This is a genomic window from Serpens gallinarum (genome assembly GCF_014836765.1).
In the GTDB taxonomy this organism is placed as follows: Bacteria; Pseudomonadota; Gammaproteobacteria; order Pseudomonadales; family Pseudomonadaceae; genus Serpens; species Serpens gallinarum.
The window spans coordinates 1-15,935 of the sequence record NZ_JACSQG010000003.1 but is presented as its reverse complement, the minus strand read 5'-3'; the positions used below and the strand labels follow the sequence as shown (position 1 = coordinate 15,935).

Genomic DNA, 15,935 nt, shown 5'->3' with positions numbered 1-15,935 from the left:
AGTGGACGTGGTAACCGGCCATCGGCACGGCGGGATGTAGGGACTTTCTTCACGGCGCAGACGGTACTCCCATCCGCTGAGCGATTCAAGCTGTGGGCCCGGGGCCCATGATCTACTGAGACGAGTCTTGCTCCCAGGGTGGCGAGACGGCTTCAGAAATCGTCTTCGACCAAGCCATCCTTTACTTTGAATTCGCGATTTTGCAGATAGATGTTGCGAATGAACACGTATTTGTCTCCTTGGATCAGCTTTTCCGCTGATAGCAGACTAGCTCGCGTGTCGAGGGCATCCACACCCAACGTGGTATTGCGGGTCGGCACATGATCCATATAGGGATAGACGTTCAAGTACGCATCCGGCACGCGGGAAAAGGCGTCGCGCACGGTGCTTGGGCCAAGGAAGGGCAAGACCAGATAAGGACCGCTATCAAGTCCCCAGGCGCCCAGCGTCTGGCCAAAGTCTTCGTCGTTGCGCTGCAGGCCCATCTTGCTGGCGACGTCAAAAAACCCCAGCAGTCCGAAGGTCGAGTTGAACAAGATGCGGCTGGTATCGATGCCCGCATCGCGGAATTTGCCCTGCAGCAGATTGTTGGTCAGGGTGCGCACATCGCCCACATTGCTGAAGACGTTGTGGATGCCATCTTCCAGAAACTGGGGAGTGACGGCTCGGTAGCCTTCGGCCAGTGGCTTGAGCGCATAGGTGTCTACCTTGTCGTTGAAGGCAAACATCGTGCGGTTGAAGCCCTCCCACGGGTCTTCATCGGTGGCTGCCAAGACGCTGACAGGCACCAGCACCAGACTCAGCATGAATCCCACGCGACCTGCCCATCCTCGCCCCCAGTTGCCCGCAACCATTGCAGCACCTCATTGTTAGACGTAGTGTGGCGACCGCCCTGGACAAAGCCTCTGGGCTCAATCTGCCGCAATAAAAAAGACGCCGCGCAGTATACGGGCCAGCCTTACCAAGAGACAGACTTGAACATGCTTAGACAACCTGCATCCACCTTGTTGCATAGCGCTCGTATCCCCGTGCGCTGGGGCGACATGGATAGTTACGGCCACGTCAACAACACCTGCTACATCCAGTACCTGGAAGAGGCGCGCATCGCCTGGTTCGCCCAGATAGGCCTCGACATCGACCGAGGCAGCCAAGGTCCGGTCGTGTTGCAAGTTCAGCACACATACTTGAAGCCGGTGGTTCATCCGGCCACCGTGGTGATCGAACTCTATGCGGGCCAACTGGGCCGCAGCAGCGCCGTTCTCGAGCATCGACTGACAACCCTGGAAGATCCGAGCGCCGTGTATGGAGAAGGCTTTTGCAAGCTGGTCTGGATCGACCATGCCGAAAACCGCGCAGTTCCTCTGCCTGAGCGGCTGCGTGCCTTGATGAATCCCTCGGCCTGAATGCAACGTTTCCGGCACCGTATCGAGCAAACCCCGGCATCCTGCCTTATCTTTACAGGCAACGTGACGGCAAGGCCGTCACGGGCTGAGCCTTTGCTATTGGACCGGGAGTATCTTCATGCCTGCACAAGACCTACGGCTGCAACTGGAAGAACTGCGCAACCAACTGGAGCAGCAACCGCCGCTCAGCGACGAAGAACGCACGTCGATACTGACCGTCATTGCCCAGATCGAAGCCCAGCTCGTCAACCAAACCCCTCCCGCCTCTGGCGAAACCCTGGTCGATGGCGTCAACCTGGCCGTGGAGCGCTTTGAGGTCAGCCACCCAACCCTGGCCGGCACGCTACGCAACATCATGCAGAGCCTGGTAAGCATGGGGATCTGAGCGGCTGCGGCGACGTCGCATCGCACTAGCGTGTGGGAGACGCCGCGCTGCGCTTACTGGCGAGCCAAGCGTCGATTCTCCGGCTGGATTGTCATGCTGCTGCGGTAGGGGTTGATATCCAGTCCGCCGCGACGCACATAGCGCGCATAGACCGTCAGACGCTGCGGCTGCAGCAGACGCTGCAAGTCCATATAAATGCGCTCCACGCAATGCTCATGAAAATCCTGATGCTGGCGGAAGCTGACCAGGTAAGCGAGGAAGCTGGCGTGATCCAGCGCCGGGCCGCGATAGTCCACCACCACGCTGCCCCAGTCCGGCTGGCCAGTTACAGGACAGTTGGATTTGAGCAGATGGCTGTGCAGGGTCTCCTCCACTACTCCCGCACTTTCACAGCGCAGTAGCTCAGGGCGAGGCAGCGCATAGTCGCTGACGGCAATATCCAACTCATCGATGCACACGCCCGGCAGGCTGGCGCAGCCCTCAGCTGTGACCTCATCCAGGCGACGCACGCGCACCGTCACCGGCGCGCCCGCTATGGCAGACAAGTCTTTTTCAAGCGTTTCCTGTACCGCTTCGGCGTTAGCAAACTGGGTTTGATTCAACGAGTTGAGGTACAGCTTGAAGGATTTGGATTCGATGATGTTTGGCGAATTCGATGGAATCGAGAACTCGCCAATCGCCACCACCGGCTTGCCACGCAGCGTCAACCAGGACAGCTCGTAGCAGGTCCACAGGTCGACGCCCTGAAACGGCAAAGTGCTGGCTGTCAGGCCCAACTCGCTCCACTTCGCTGCGCGCGGAATGGAAAACAGCAACTGCGGGCTGTACTGATCTACGTAGTCGCTGGACTTGCCCAAGGGCGAGTGTTCGGCGGGATGCATGGCAGAAACCTGTAAAAAGGAAAACGACGGACAGTATAAGGCAAGGCTCGCAGCCACTGCGCCACCACCTGACGACCTTGCTGCCCTACGCCGCTACGGCTTTTCAGGGCATGATTTCCATTTGCCCGATCATACCCGCCTGATAATGCCCGTGGATGTTGCAGGCGAATTGCAGCCAGTCCGGCTGGTAGAAGGTCCAGGTCAGTTCACCCGCCTGCCCCGGCTCGACCACCAGGGTATTGGGCCCGGCATGGGCCAGATGGGCGTGGGCGCCATGCCCATGATCGCGCAAGGTTTCTTCAGCCTGCATGCGCAGCATTGCTTCGCGATGCTCCCGATGCATCGCGGTGTAGCCGAGGCTGAACTCGTGAGGAAAATTGCCCACATTCTTGAGCACGAAACGCACGGTTTCGCCTGCCTTGATCTGCACAAAGGCCGGCTTGAAGTACATCTCGCCCATCTCGATTTCGACGGTACGGGTTGCGGACTCGGGGCTGGCCGGCTTGCCGAAGACAAAACCTTCGGCAAGCGCTACCGGACTGCCAAGCAATATCGAGATGGACAGCAGGAATCGCAGCAACATGATTCATCACTCCTGAAGTAGAGAGAACAAGCCAGGCAACGCCCGGCTGTCCCCCTCAGGAGCCAGCCGATTACTGGCGCATTCCGCGCCCACTGATCAGCAGATGGACACAGAACAGGTATAGCAGCGCAGCGGCCACCAGCATGAAGCCAATGGCGGTGCCGATATGGATGTCGGACACGCCAAGAATGCCGTAGCGGAAGGCATTGACCATGTGCAGGATCGGATTGGCCAGCGACACCGTCTGCCAGAACGGCGACAACAGGTGGATGGAGTAGAAGACCCCGCCCAGGTACGTCAGCGGCGTCAGCACGAAGGTGGGAACGATGGAAATATCGTCGAAACTGCGCGCATAGACGGCGTTGATGAATCCACCAAACGCGAAGATGGTCGCCGCCAGCAGGATCACCAGCATGGTGATGCCCAGGTTATGCACCTGCAGATCGGTGAAGAACAGTGACAACAAAGTGACGATGAAGGCCACGCCCAGGCCGCGCAGCACACCGCCGGCGATATAGCCGATGAGAATCACATGGGGCGACATCGGCGCGACCATCAGCTCTTCGATGTTGCGCTGGAACTTGCTGCCGAAGAAGCTCGACACCACGTTGCTGTACGCGTTGGTGATCACCGACATCATGATCAGGCCCGGCACGATGTAATCCATGTAGGCGAAGCCGTCCATCTCGCCGATGCGCTGGCCGATCAGGTTGCCGAAGATCACGAAGTACAGAACCATGGTGATTGCCGGCGGCAGCAGGGTTTGCGGCCAGATGCGCAGGAAGCGCCGCACTTCGCGATAGACAATGGTTTGCAGGGCAATCAGATTAGGACGCAACTCACTCATTTCGCCACCTTGGCCAGGTTCTGTTCCACCAGGGAGACAAACAGTTCTTCCAGGCGATTACTCTTGTTGCGCAGGCTGAGCACTTCGATGCCCTGCTCCTTCAACTGCAGGAACAGCCCGGTGATGCCCTGGGTCTTGTCCACCTGCACTTCCAGGGTGCGGCCGTCCACCAGGTTTGCCGGGTAGCCATCAAGCTCCGGCGGCAGCAGCTGCGATTCTTTCAGATCCAGCAAAAAGGTTTCCACGTGCAGCTTCTGCAGCAAGGCGCGCATGCTAGTGTTCTCCACGATGCGTCCGTGATCGATGATCGCGATATTGCGACACAGCTGCTCGGCTTCTTCCAGGTAGTGAGTGGTGAGGATGATGGTCACACCTTGGCGATTAAGCTCGGTGAGGAAGGTCCACATCGAACGGCGCAACTCGATGTCCACCCCGGCGGTCGGCTCATCGAGAATCAGCAGACGCGGCTCGTGCATCAGCGCACGGGCGATCATCAGGCGCCGCTTCATCCCACCGGAGAGCATGCGCGACGGCACGTCACGCTTGTCCCACAGGCCGAGTTGCTTGAGGTAGCGCTCGGCACGCTCCTTGGCTACCCGCAGCGGAATGCCGTAGTAACCGGCCTGAGTGGTGAGGATATCGAAGGCCTTTTCAAACTGGTTGAAGTTGAACTCCTGGGGCACCACCCCCAGGCAGCGCTTGAGCCCGGAGGGATCGGCGTCCAGGTCATGGCCGAACACATTCACCGTGCCGCCAGACTTGGTTACCAGAGTGGAAAGAATGCCAATGGTGGTCGACTTGCCGGCGCCGTTGGGGCCGAGCAAGGCGAAGAAGTCACCTTCGGCGACATCCAGATCGATGCCATGCAGCGCCTGGAAGCCATTATCGTAAATTTTGGTCAGCTGCCGGATGGACAGGGCGGAACTCATGTTGAATGCACGCAAACAGAAAGGGAACCAGCTAGATAAGGGCTAGAGCAGCCAATTGCAACCTTGGGACCCGTTCCCGTTTCGCTGCGAACCACAACGAAGCGGGACAGAACCCTGGAGCAGCGGCAGACGAACTACGCTGATCGACACGGGTCCCTTGGGAGAACCCTACGCCGGCAAATGCCCGAGCAACCGTCACCTCATTCGCGCTCTTCAGGGAGGAAACCCATGCTTGCTATCTGGCTGATCGTTCTAGTGGTGGGCATTCTCATCCTTGCCCATCTGCGTATACCGGTACTGACCAGCCTGACAATCGTTGCGGTGTACCTCATTGCCATGGCCCTCACCGAAGTCGCCCCCGGCCTGTTGATGCTGGTGCTTGCACTGCTCTGGCTGGCGGTGGCCGTGCCGCTGCTGATGCCTGATTTTCGTCGGCGCCATATCACCGGCCCTGTCTTTGCGTGGTTTCGCAAGACCTTGCCCCCTTTGTCGCAGACCGAACGCGAAGCCATCGAAGCCGGAACCGTCTGGTGGGATGGCGAACTGTTCAGTGGCCGCCCGAACTGGAATCAATTACTGACCTACCCCAAGGCCCAACTGAGCGCCGAGGAACAGGCGTTCCTTGATGGGCCCACCGAAACGCTGTGTTCGATGGTCAGCGATTGGGACATCGGCCAGCGTATGGACCTGCCTGAAGCCGCCTGGGCCTTTATCAAGCAGGAAGGCTTCTTCGCCCTGATCATTCCCCGTGAATACGGTGGCAAAGGGTTCTCCGCCTATGCCCACTCCCAGATTGTGATGAAACTGGCCACCCGCAGCGCCGACCTGGCGTCTACCGTGATGGTGCCCAACTCCCTGGGCCCCGCCGAGCTGCTGGTGCGCTACGGCACCGAGGAACAACGCAACCGTTACCTGCCCCGGCTGGCGACTGGCGACGAAGTCCCCTGCTTCGCCCTGACCGGACCCCTGGCCGGTTCCGACGCCGGCGCCATGCCCGACAGCGGTATCATCTGCAGAGGTACCTGGCAAGGCGAGGAAGTGCTGGGCCTGCGCCTGAACTGGGAGAAGCGCTATATCACCCTCGGCCCGGTAGCCACCCTCCTCGGCGTAGCCTTCAAGGCCTACGACCCGGATCATTTATTAGGAGACGAGGACGAACTGGGCATCACCCTCGCGCTGATTCCCACAGATACCCCTGGCGTGACCATTGGCCGGCGCCACTTGCCGCTGGGCGCAGCATTCATGAACGGCCCCAATTCGGGCACGAATGTGTTCGTGCCGCTGGACGCCATCATTGGCGGTCAGGCCATGCTCGGCAAAGGCTGGATGATGCTGATGAACTGCCTGTCCGTGGGCCGCTCGATTTCCCTCCCCGGAGTGGGCACCAGCGCGGCCAAGTCCTGCGCGTACGTCAGCGGCCGTTACGCGCACATTCGCGAACAATTCAACGTGCCACTGGCCGCCTTCGAGGGTATTCAGGCGCCCCTGGCACGCATCGCCGGCAATGCCTGGCTGATGGACGCCGCGCGAATACTCACCGCCCACGCGGTGGACCTCGGCGAAAAGCCCTCGGTGCTCTCCGCCATTCTCAAATATCACCTCACTGAGCGCGGGCGCGAATGCATTGCCCATGCCATGGATATTCATGGCGGCAAGGGCATCATCATGGGCCCCAACAACTACTTGGCCCGCGCTTGGCAAGGCGCCCCGATATTCATCACCGTGGAAGGCGCCAATATCCTTACGCGCAACCTGATGGTCTTCGGGCAGGGGGCGATCCGCTGCCATCCCTATGTGCTCCAGGAGATGCAACTGGCCGATGCGGACGATCCGGATGCCGCACTGGATCAGTTCGATCCGCTGTTGCTGCAACATGTCGGTTTCGCTGTCAGCAACGCCGCCAGCAGCCTGCTGCTCGGCGTGACCGGGGGCCTGTTGAGCCAGGCACCGGGGCACGGCATCAGTCGTCATTATTTCCGCAAGCTGAATCGGCTGTCCGCGGCGTTCGCCCTGGTCGCCGACGTCTCGATGCTCTTGCTCGGTGGTGAACTCAAGCGCCGCGAACGCCTCAGTGCGCGCTTGGGCGACGTGCTCAGCTACTTGTATCTCGGCTCGGCGGCGCTCAAGCGCTACCACGACCTGGGGCATCCTGCAGAGCAGGAAATACTGCTGCGCTGGTCGCTGGAGGAGTGCCTGGAAAAAGCCGAAGCCGCGTTGGAAGCCTTGTTGGGCAACTTTCCTAATCGCCCAGTGGCCTGGCTGCTCCGACTGCTGGCCTTCCCCCTTGGCCGTCGCCATTTCGGCCCCCGGGATGCTCTGGATGCCGACGTCGCTGCCGTGCTCGGTAGGCCGCTAGACGACCCCGCCCTCGCCCGCCTGCTCGACGGCTGCTATCGACCGCAAGACCCTGAAGACCCCGTTGGCGCCTTGGAGCATGCTTTTCAGCTGCTGGCAGCCAGCGACTCCAGCACGAAGAAAGTGCAACGCGCGCTCAAGGAAAACCGCCTGCACCCCGCCGCTGGCGAAGACGTATTGGATGCCGCGCAAGCCGCCGGCATTCTGGATACAGAGGAATTAGCGGCGCTACGCACGGCCGAGATCACCCGGCGCCGCGTGATCGACGTGGATGACTTCAGCCAGGAAGACCTGCAGCCGGCATCTGGCAAAGTGCGCTGACTGCGTTACCCCTGCAGAGGGCGCAGCGACTATAATCGCGCGCCCTTTTTTGACTCACAGGTATCCCATGGCCAGCCCCCACCTCGACCATCATCTCCAACTGCTCGCCCACCTGCGCAGCATCCTGGTCGCCCTTGGCGAAGCCGAGCAGATCCCCGATGAAAGCCATGCGCTGTTTCTCGAGCGCTTCGATGAGCTGATCAGCGGCCTGCAAGATGCCTCCGCCCCGCTTTACCTCGGCCAGGACCTGATCTCCCAGGTTTTCCATCGCTACCCGCAGATCAGCCACTTGGTCCCGCGGGATCTGCTGTGGTTCTTCGGCGGCGACTGCCTGCACTTCATGCCCGAAGAGGAAATTGCCCTGTTTCAGGAACTCGACGAGCGCCGCTACGCCGCCGAAGCGCAAGGTTTGCCTTTCGACTGGAATCAGGAAAAACAGTTGCTGGCACTACCAGGCGACAGTTCGAAGCACTGAGTTCCGTACTGCAGGCAGCCGAACTCCGGTAATGGAAAAACCGCTTTCTAGTGCAGTCTTCGCGGCCTCCATGCCGACCGCGTAGCCACGCAAACACCCCGCCGACGGTGTTTTATTGGATGCCCCTATCGGCTTCGGCCAATGCGCGCTCAGGCGCCTGCGCACCGGTCACCGCCATAGGCTGCCCCCAGCCGCCCAGCGCCTTGTAGACCCCCACCACACCGATGTTGGTCGCCGCTTCGGCCACCGCCAGTGCATCGTCGGCGGCCAGCAGGTTGCGCTGGGCATCCAGCAGCGCCAGGAAATCCTCCGCACCATCCTGATAACGCGCCTGAGCCAGGATTTCGGCCCGCCGCGCGGCCATCGCCTGCTCAGCTATCAACAGCAAACGCTGCTGTTGCCGGGCATAGCGGACCATGGCGTTCTCGGTTTCTTCCAGCGCCAGCAACACGGTCTTTTCGTATTCGGCCGCCACGCCATCCGCCTCCGCCTCGGTGGCACGCAGCCGCGCCCGGACACTGCCCAGATCAAACACCGCCCAGCTCATGGTCGGCGTCAACGACCAGGCCTTGTTGCCGCCGCCGAGCAGCCCCGTTCCGTCCAGCGACAGGAAGCCGATGAAGCCATTGAGGCTGATACGCGGAAACAGGTCGGCTGTGGCCACGCCCACGTTGGCCGTTGCCACAGCCAGCCGGCGTTCGGCACCACGCACGTCCGGTCGCATGCGCAGCAGGTTGCTGGGGTCGCCCAGCGGCAGCGCCCGGATGTAGGGCGGGACGTCCCGGGGTTGCAACAGCGCTTCCAGCGCGCCAGGCCGCTGCCCCAGCAGCACCGCCAGGCGGTGCTTGGTCTGCACTTCGCTGGCTTCCAGCAACGGGATATCAGCCTCGATCGCCTTCATCCGCGCACGGCTGCTCTGCACATCCAGCTCGCTGCCGGCGCCCAGTACCCAGCGCTCCTCCGTCAGGCGCTGGGTCTGCTGCAGGTTCTCCAGCGTCTCACGCGCCAGCGCGATGCGTTTCTGGGTGCCCCGCAGCTGGAAATAGGTGCCCGCCACTTCCGCGGCGACGATCACCTGGGCATCCGCATGGTTTTCCCATTCGGCATCCAGGGCGGCACGGGCGGCCTCGGTGGCGCGGCGTTGCCGGCCGAACAGGTCCAGCTCCCAGGCGGCATCCAGCCCGAGTAATGCGCTTTCGGTGGTCACCCGCTGCCCGTCGGCCAACACCTCGGGCTGCCGGCGCCGGTCGTAGCTGCCGATTGCGGCCACGTGGGGAAACTGGTCCAGGCGCTGCTCGGTGAACAGTGCCCGCGCCATGCGTACCCGGGTCATGGCGATGTACAGATCCAGGTTGTCCGCCAGCGCCCGCTCTACCAGTTGCTCCAGGGTCGGATCGTCGAATGCAGACCACCAGTCAATCACTGGCGAGGCGCTGCTGAATGCGGGATCGGCTGCTGCCTGCAGTGTCACCGGTTCGGGTGCCGGCGGCTGATAATCCGGCCCCACGGTCATGCAGCCCACCAGCAGTGAGAGGGCCATGGCTCCCATGCCGGGCCGGAGAAAATGCCCGGAGAGGGGAAAGCCGACGCCCTGCTTCAGGTTCTGATTACTGCTCATAAGAGGCCTCGTTGTAAGGAGAAGCGGCAGATGCCTGGGGATCACGGCCGTTGCGGCTGACCAGCATGCGCAAGGCCACGTAGAACACCGGGGTGAGGAACAGCCCGAACAGGGTCACCCCGAGCATGCCGGCGAACACCGTAATGCCGGTGACTGAACGCACTTCTGCCCCGGCGCCCGAGGACAGCACCAGCGGCACCGTGCCGGCGATGAAGGCAATCGAGGTCATCACGATCGGGCGCAGCCGCAGGCGGCAGGCTTCCCGGGCGGCCTCGACGATGCCCCTGCCCGCCAGTTCCAGCTCACGGGCGAACTCCACGATCAGGATGGCGTTCTTGCAGGCCAGCCCCATGAGCACCACCAGCCCCACCTGCACGAAGACGTTGTTGTCGCCGCCGCTCAGCCAGACGCCGAACAGGGCCGACAGCAGCGTCATCGGCACGATCAGGATCACCGCCAGCGGCAGCGTCCAGCTTTCGTACAGCGCGGCCAGCACCAGGAACACCAGCAGGATCGCCACCGGGAACACCAGCAGCGCCGCCTTGCCCTGGGTCGCCTGCTGATAGCTGAGGTCGGTCCATTCGATGGTCATGCCGGTCGGCAGCACCCGCCCGGCGATCTCGGTCAGCGCCGCCATGGCCTGGGCCGAGGACAGCACTCGCGGGTCGGCCTCGCCGTTGAGATCCGCCGCCGGATAGCCGTTGAAGCGCAGCACCGGGTCGGGGCCGTAGGACGGCTTGAGGGTGACCATCGAGCCTACCGGCACCATCTCGCCCCGGTCGTTGCGGGTGTGCAGCTTGCCGATGTCTTCTGCATTGGCGCGGAACGGCGCATCGGCCTGGACGATCACCTGCCAGGTACGGCCGAACTGGTTGAAGTCATTCACGTAGGTGGAGCCCAGGTAGGTCTGCAGGGTGTCGAACAGCTCGGTCAGCTGCACGCCCTGGGCCTTGGCCTTGACCCGGTCCACCTCCGCGTCCAGCTGGGGCACATTGGCCTGGTAGCTGGTGATCGGGAAGCTCATGCCCGGCGTCTGCGCCACCGAGCCCTGCATGGCCTGCACGGCCTCCTGCAGCGCGCCGTAGCCGAGGTTGGCGCGGTCCTCGATGAACAGCTGGTAGCCGTTGCCGTTGCCCAGGCCGAGGATCGGCGGCGGCATCAGCGAGAAGGCGAAGCCTTCCTGCAGCCCGGCGATCTTCTGGTTGATCTCGGCATTGATCTGCGCCGCCGTGCGCCCGCCCCGCTCCTTGAACGGCTTGAGGGCGATGAAGGACACGCCGGTGTTCGGGGTGTTGGTGAACTGCAGGGCGTTCAGGCCCGGGAAGGAAATGGCGTCGGCCACGCCCTCGGTTTCCTGGGCCAGGCGCACCACCTCGGCCAGCAGGGCGTCGGTACGGTCCAGCGACGAGCCCTCCGGCAGCTTCACGCCGGCGATCAGGTAGAGCTTGTCCTGGGCCGGAATGAACCCCGGCGGCACGGCCAGGAACATCACCCCGGTGCCGACCAGCAGCAGCGCGTAGACGACAAACACCGCGCCGCGACGACCGAGCAGGCGCGACACATGACGCTCATAGCGGTCGGAACGGGTCTTGAAGAAGCGGTTGAAGCGCCGGAACAGCCAGCCGAACAGGCGGTCGATCAGCCGGGTCGCCGCATCCCTGGGCGCCCCATGGGCCTTGAGCAGGCGGGCGGCCAGCGCCGGCGACAGGGTCAGCGAGTTGATCGCCGAAATCACCGTGGAAATGGCGATGGTCACCGCGAACTGCTTGTAGAACTGGCCAGTGACCCCCGACAGGAAGGCCATGGGCACGAACACCGCGCACAGCACCAGGGCAATGGCGACGATCGGGCCGGAAACCTCCTTCATGGCCTGGTGCGCCGCTGCCGTGGGTGACAGCCCCTCCTCGATGTTGCGCTCGACGTTCTCCACCACCACGATGGCGTCGTCCACCACGATGCCGATGGCCAGCACCAGCCCGAACAGGCTCAGGGTATTGATGGAAAAGCCCAGCAGGTACAGCGCGGCGAAGGTGCCGACCACCGACACCGGCACGGCGATCAGCGGGATGATCGAGGCGCGCCAGGTCTGCAGGAACAGGATCACCACCAGCACCACCAGCAGCACCGCCTCGGCCAGGGTGGTAACCACCGCCTTGATCGAATCGCGCACGAACAGGGTGGTGTCGTACACCGATTCGTAGCTCATGTCGGCCGGGAAGCGCTGCCTGGCCTCCTCCATGCTGGCGATCACCGCGTCGCGGATTTCCAGCGCGTTGGCGCCGGGTGCCTGGAAGATGCCGATGCCCACGGCGTTCTGGCCGTTGAGCTGGGAGCGCAGGGTGTAGTCGCCAGCGCCGAGTTCGAGGCGCGCCACGTCCGCCAGGCGTACCTGTTCGCCGTCGGCGCCGGTCTTGAGGACGATCTCGCCGAACTGCTCCGGGGTGTTCAGGCGGCCCTGGGCGTTGATCAGGGTAAGGAAGCGACTGTCCGGCATGGGCTCGGCGCCCAGTTGCCCGGCCGATACCTGCACGCTCTGCTCGCGCATGGCGCGCACCACGTCGCCGGCGGTCAGCCCGCGCGAGGCGAGGCGGTCGGGGTCGAGCCAGGCGCGCATGGCGTAGTCGCCGCCGCCGAAGATCTGCGCCTCGCCCACCCCGGGGATGCGCCCCAGCGCATCCTTGATGTGCAGGCGCGCGTAGTTGCGCAGGTACAGGGTGTCGTAGGTGCCGTTGGGCGAGGTCAGGTGCACCACCATCAGGAAGGTGGGCGACTGCTTGGCGGTGGTCACCCCCTGCCGGCGCACATCTTCCGGCAGGCGCGCCAGCGCCTGGGAGACGCGGTTCTGCACCTTCACGGCGGCGTCATCCGGGTCGGTGCCCGGGCGAAAGGTGACGGTCATCTGCAGCACGCCATCGGAGCCGGCCACCGACTTGAGGTACATCATGCCCTCGACGCCGTTGATGGCCTCCTCGAGCGGTGTGGCCACGGTTTCGGCGATCACCTTGGGGTTGGCGCCCGGATACACGGTGCGCACCATCACCGAAGGCGGCACCACCTCCGGGTACTCACTGATGGGCAGGAACGGCATCGTCACCAGGCCGGCGGCGAAGATCATGATCGACAGCACCGCGGCGAAGATCGGCCGGTCGATGAAGAAGCGGGAAAAGTCCATGGGCGTGTCCCCTGGCTGGCTGACGTCGGCGTGCAGGCGCCCCGCCCTCGCCCGCAGGGGCAATGGCAACAGGGCCGGCACTCTCCGGCGTCAGGCGTGAAAGACGGCCAGCGTCAACGGCTGGCGGTGGACAGCGATTGCATGGTCACGCTGGTGACCTCCACGGGCATGCCCGGCATGAACACCTTCTGCACGCCGTTGACGATGATCCGGTCGCCGGGCGTCAGGCCCGCCTCGACCACCCGCAGGCCCTCGGCGCTGCGGCCCAGGCTGATATCGCGGCGCTGCGCGGTGCCGTCCTCGGCCACCACGTACACGTACTTGCGGTCCTGGTCCGTCAGTACGGCGCGGTCGTCGATCAGCATCGCCTCGTAGCGGCCACTGCCGAGCAGACTCACCCGGGCGAACAGCCCCGGCGTGAAGCGGCGGTCGCGGTTGTCCAGCACCGCGCGCATGGCGATGGTGCCGGTGCTGCGCGAGACCTGGTTCTCCTGGAAGTCCACCCAGCCTTCATGGGGGTAGCCCTCCTCGCCGCTCAGCCCTACCCGCACCGGCAGGCGCTGCTCCCGCGCGCTGGGTCGCTCGCCGCTGCGCGCCATCTGCGCATAGCGCAGGAAGGTGGCTTCGTCGGCTTCGAAGTACACATGGACGGTGTCGAGGGAAATCAGCGTGGTCAGCACGCTGGCCGCATCGCCCGCGGTGACCAGGTTGCCGGCGGTGACCAGGGCGCGACCGGCACGCCCGTCGATGGGCGCCCGCACCTGGGTGAACTCCAGGTTCAGCTTCGCGCTGTCCAGCGCCGCCTGGGCGGCCTCCACCTGGGCATCCGCCTGCTCGGCGGCGGCGCGGCGCTGCTCGACGATCTCCGTGGCGATGGCCTGCTTGGCCGCCAGCCGCCGGGCGCGCGCCGCATCGTTGTGTGCCAGTTTGGCCTGGCTCTGCGCCCTGGCCAGCTCGGCCCTGGCCCGGTCGAACTCGGCCTGGTAGCTGCGTGCATCGATGGTGAACAGCACATCGCCCTTGCGCACCTCCTGGCCTTCCACGTAGTTGACCTGCTCGATGTAGCCCGAGACCCGCGGGCGCAGCTCCACCCGCTCGACCGCCTCGATGCGGCCGTTGAACGCGTCCCAGTGCGTGACCTCCTTGACCAGCACCGGCGCGGCGCTGACCCGGGGCGCGGGGGGCATGCCTGACTCCTGGGCATGGCCGCCTTCGCAACCGGCCAGTCCCGCCAGCAGGAACAGGGAGAACGCGATGAGGGCCAACTGCCGACCCGGGTTATAGATGGGGTTGCCTTTCATGTCCGTCGTCCAGATGTCGTATGGTCGGAAACCCTGAAACGCATGCCGGCTTCGCCCTGGCGAAGCCGTGCCGGTGATGTGATCGGGGGAACGACGCCGAAAACTGTCCCGCTGACAAGATTCATTTTTTCATGGGTGGGACAACGGCTCGCTTGAAGGACACCCTGAGCGCTTACAGCCGTAACGCGCCCGTGCCCCTGAATCTCCTGAAAGGCCCGTCAGCTCAAGGATCCGGCGTCCACTCACCGCGTGATTCGCCATTGAGCGAAGGGCGCCGACCGATCACATCACACCGTCGTTCAGGCTCTGGGCACAAAGGTACGTGGCAATACCCGACTTGATTAGTCCGGATTAAAGGGAATAATCGTCCCACTCCCGAAACAATCCTTCAGGCGGGCATCCCCATGAACTCCGACCTCAACGACACCCTGATCTTCGTGAAAGTGGTCGAGCAAGGCAGCTTCACCGCCGCCGCACGCCTGCTGGGCCAGCCGAAAACCACTGTGAGCCGCAAGGTTCAGGAATTGGAAAGCCGGCTCGGTGCGCGCCTTCTGCACCGTACAACGCGGAGCCTGGGCCTGACCGAAGCGGGTACGGTGTACTACGAGCATTGCAAGCGCATCGCCGTCAATCTGGAACAGGCGGAAAGCGCCGTAAGCCAATTGCAGTCAGGGCCTCGCGGCTGGCTGCGGTTCACCGCCCCCTACGTCGTAGGCACCGCGTGGATTTCGCCTTTGCTGAGCCAATTCCAGAGCCAGTACCCCGAGATACGAGTGGACATGCACTTGAGCAATGAAAAAATGGATCTCATCTCAGGCGAGTTCGATATGGCATTGCGCCTGGGACCATTGCCTGATTCGAATCTGGTTGCCCGCAAGCTGGGCACGCTTCGCACCCAGGTATTCGCCAGCCCCGAATACATCAAACGCTACGGCGAACCACAGCACCCGGATGAATTGCAGTTCCACCGCACGCTGGCAATGAGCAAGCACCGACTGGGACAAAACAACCGTTTTGCGTGGCAACTAGGGCCCGAAGGTGGCCCACTGCAAGACTTCACTATCAATCCACAGATGGTGTCCAACGATACCTGTCCACTCCATCCGGTAATGGTGGCAGGAGAAGCGCTAATGCTCAGCAGCGATGTGATGGCCAAGCCCTTCGTCGAATCAGGAGCTCTGCAGCGTGTTCTGGCCGGCTGGACCGGGCCGGAATATGAGTTCAACGCAGTATTCGCTGGCGGCCGTCTGGTCTCGCCGAAAGTGCGCGCATTCATCGATTTCTTAGTCGACAAGCTCAACTTGGATGTTAATTACATGCTGACGCAATGTCCCAACGCCAAGCTGGCGACCCCAGAACAGCAACAACCCGGCCAGCAAATGCTGAAAGTAATCGACACCCGTACCCCCGAGGCCCAGACAGCCTAACGGCCGAGCAGTCCGGCGCCCGGCTATGCCTTGAGCAGCCTGGTGTGGATATCCAGACACTTGCAGTGCGGAGCTCAAAGAACCGACTGCTAGGGCGCGCCGGAGCGGCCATTTTTTAGCAGAAACGAAAAAAGCGACCTTTCGGTCGCTTCTTCGTAAATTTGGAGCGGGAAACGAGACTCGAACTCGCGACCCCGACCTTGGCAAGGTCGTGCTCTACCAACTGAGCTATTCCCGC

At 63.0% G+C, this 15,935-nt stretch carries 13 protein-coding genes and 1 tRNA gene; 5 read left to right on the top strand and 9 right to left on the bottom strand.

Annotation, left to right across the window (positions count from 1 at the left end):
• Positions 1 to 152: 152 nt before the first annotated feature.
• Positions 153 to 806: an MlaA family lipoprotein gene (locus H9642_RS07645; protein ID WP_251836152.1), complete on the bottom strand. Its 654-nt coding sequence runs from the start codon at positions 804 to 806 to the stop codon at positions 153 to 155.
• A 174-nt stretch (positions 807 to 980) separates the two neighbouring features.
• Between H9642_RS07645 and H9642_RS07640 the strand changes: the two genes are divergently transcribed.
• Both H9642_RS07640 and H9642_RS07635 read left to right on the top strand, forming a co-directional pair.
• Entirely contained in the window at positions 981 to 1,403 is a 423-nt protein-coding gene (locus tag H9642_RS07640; protein WP_251835843.1) for an acyl-CoA thioesterase, read from the top strand.
• A 118-nt stretch (positions 1,404 to 1,521) separates the two neighbouring features.
• A complete protein-coding gene (locus H9642_RS07635; protein ID WP_251835842.1) occupies positions 1,522 to 1,788 on the top strand; it encodes a DUF4404 family protein in 267 nt (88 codons plus the stop codon).
• 53 nt (positions 1,789 to 1,841) lie between these two features.
• Here H9642_RS07635 and queF read toward each other — a convergent pair whose 3' ends face one another.
• The 4 genes from queF to H9642_RS07615 form a co-directional block, all read right to left on the bottom strand.
• Entirely contained in the window at positions 1,842 to 2,669 is an 828-nt protein-coding gene (gene queF, locus H9642_RS07630; protein ID WP_251835841.1) for an NADPH-dependent 7-cyano-7-deazaguanine reductase QueF, read from the bottom strand.
• A gap of 103 nt (positions 2,670 to 2,772) precedes the next feature.
• Positions 2,773 to 3,252, bottom strand: a complete 480-nt coding sequence (locus H9642_RS07625) for a cupredoxin domain-containing protein (protein ID WP_251835840.1) — start codon at positions 3,250 to 3,252, stop codon at positions 2,773 to 2,775.
• Between the two features lie 70 nt (positions 3,253 to 3,322).
• The gene (locus H9642_RS07620) at positions 3,323 to 4,099 is read right to left on the bottom strand and encodes an ABC transporter permease (protein ID WP_251835839.1); all 777 of its coding nucleotides are present in this window, start codon (positions 4,097 to 4,099) and stop codon (positions 3,323 to 3,325) included.
• A complete protein-coding gene (locus H9642_RS07615; protein WP_251835838.1) occupies positions 4,096 to 5,028 on the bottom strand; it encodes an ABC transporter ATP-binding protein in 933 nt (310 codons plus the stop codon). The genes H9642_RS07620 and H9642_RS07615 overlap by 4 nt, the downstream gene beginning before the upstream one ends.
• Before the next feature lie 228 nt (positions 5,029 to 5,256).
• Here H9642_RS07615 and H9642_RS07610 point away from each other — a divergent pair, with 228 nt between their 5' ends.
• Both H9642_RS07610 and H9642_RS07605 read left to right on the top strand, forming a co-directional pair.
• Positions 5,257 to 7,704: an acyl-CoA dehydrogenase gene (locus H9642_RS07610; protein WP_251835837.1), complete on the top strand. Its 2,448-nt coding sequence runs from the start codon at positions 5,257 to 5,259 to the stop codon at positions 7,702 to 7,704.
• A gap of 67 nt (positions 7,705 to 7,771) precedes the next feature.
• Positions 7,772 to 8,179: a PA2817 family protein gene (locus tag H9642_RS07605; protein WP_251835836.1), complete on the top strand. Its 408-nt coding sequence runs from the start codon at positions 7,772 to 7,774 to the stop codon at positions 8,177 to 8,179.
• Positions 8,180 to 8,291: 112 nt separating this feature from the next.
• Here the strand turns inward: H9642_RS07605 and H9642_RS07600 are convergent, their stop codons facing one another.
• The 3 genes from H9642_RS07600 to H9642_RS07590 all read right to left on the bottom strand — a co-directional run bounded on the left by H9642_RS07600 (position 8,292) and on the right by H9642_RS07590 (position 14,270).
• Entirely contained in the window at positions 8,292 to 9,797 is a 1,506-nt protein-coding gene (locus tag H9642_RS07600; RefSeq protein ID WP_251835835.1) for an efflux transporter outer membrane subunit, read from the bottom strand.
• Complete coding sequence (locus tag H9642_RS07595; protein ID WP_251835834.1) at positions 9,787 to 12,969, bottom strand: efflux RND transporter permease subunit; 3,183 nt, start codon at positions 12,967 to 12,969, stop codon at positions 9,787 to 9,789. The genes H9642_RS07600 and H9642_RS07595 overlap by 11 nt, the downstream gene beginning before the upstream one ends.
• 113 nt (positions 12,970 to 13,082) lie before the next feature.
• A complete protein-coding gene (locus tag H9642_RS07590) occupies positions 13,083 to 14,270 on the bottom strand; it encodes an efflux RND transporter periplasmic adaptor subunit (RefSeq protein ID WP_286010271.1) in 1,188 nt (395 codons plus the stop codon).
• Between the two features lie 404 nt (positions 14,271 to 14,674).
• Between H9642_RS07590 and H9642_RS07585 the strand changes: the two genes are divergently transcribed.
• The gene (locus tag H9642_RS07585) at positions 14,675 to 15,697 is read left to right on the top strand and encodes a LysR substrate-binding domain-containing protein (protein WP_251835833.1); all 1,023 of its coding nucleotides are present in this window, start codon (positions 14,675 to 14,677) and stop codon (positions 15,695 to 15,697) included.
• 162 nt (positions 15,698 to 15,859) lie between these two features.
• Here the strand turns inward: H9642_RS07585 and H9642_RS07580 are convergent.
• Positions 15,860 to 15,935 (bottom strand) — tRNA-Gly (locus tag H9642_RS07580).